General features: G+C 59.1%; 1 protein-coding gene. It reads left to right on the top strand.

Annotated features, from left to right (window positions below):
* Positions 1-96 precede the first annotated feature (96 nt).
* Complete coding sequence (locus AC19YT_RS28265) at positions 97-1,059, top strand: IS30-like element ISPpu17 family transposase (protein ID WP_004577240.1); 963 nt, start codon at positions 97-99, stop codon at positions 1,057-1,059.
* The last annotated feature ends 7 nt before the right edge of the window (positions 1,060-1,066 follow it).

Below are 1,066 nucleotides of genomic sequence, written 5' to 3'. Positions count from 1 at the left end.
CCTGAATTCATAGAATAAGCGCAACGCTTGAAACGAGAGGCAGAGAGCCAGCCACCGGTAGAATCCAGGCTCTCACACCGAAGGATTCAAGCGCAGATGACTACGCATTACCGGCAGCTGACTCAGGGACAACGTTACCAGATTGAGGCTGGCTTGAGCGCCGCAGAGAGCCAGGCGAGCATTGCAAAGCGGGTCGGCGTGCATCCCTCGACGATCAGTCGCGAGGTTCGCCGCAACAGCACCCAGAATATCTACAAGGCTGTTTCTGCGGCCCATGAAAGTGATGCTCGTCGAGCGGGTGCGCGCAAGTTTTGCAAGCCGGCGACATGGCTCAGCCATCATCTCCCGGTGTGGCTCAAGCATGGCATGAGTCCGGAGCAGATCGCCCAGCGGTTGAAGCAGGAGCAGCCAAGCCGGGCGGTCAGCCATGAGTGGATTTATCGGTTCATTGCCGCCGAACAGCGCGCCGGTGGTGAGCTTTATACCTATCTGCGACATCGCCGAAAGCGCTACCGGAAACGCTATGGAAGCCACGATCGGCGCGGGCAGCTGCGTAATCGCGTGTCAATCAGTGAACGCCCAGCCGAGGTCGAAAGCCGCGAGCGCCTGGGGGACTGGGAGGGCGATACGGTACATGGACTGGGCGGTAACCTGGTGACCCTGGTTGATCGCAAAAGCGGCTATCTGAGCGCCTATCCGGTCAAGCGCAGAACGCGCCGGCAGGTAACGCGGGCGATCAATCTGATGCTTCAGGGCCATGCCGCTCACACGCTGACGCTGGATAACGGAAGGGAGTTTGCCGGGCATGAACGCATCGCGCTACGGAGCCAGTGCCAGGTCTTTTTTGCAGACCCCTATTCATCCTGGCAACGTGGCACCAATGAAAACACCAACGGTCTGCTCCGCCAGTATTTCCCCAAGGGCAGCGACTTCAGCAAGCTGACCGTCGAAGCCGTCAATCGGACAGTAGCGAGGATCAATCTACGCCCGCGCAAGCGCTTGGGCTGGAAGACGCCGTACGAAGTGCATACAGGGGTGAGCGTTGCACTTATGTGTTGAATTCAGG

This window comes from Pseudomonas sp. MF08875, from assembly GCF_059862525.1.
This window is presented reverse-complemented; position numbering and strand designations above follow the sequence as displayed.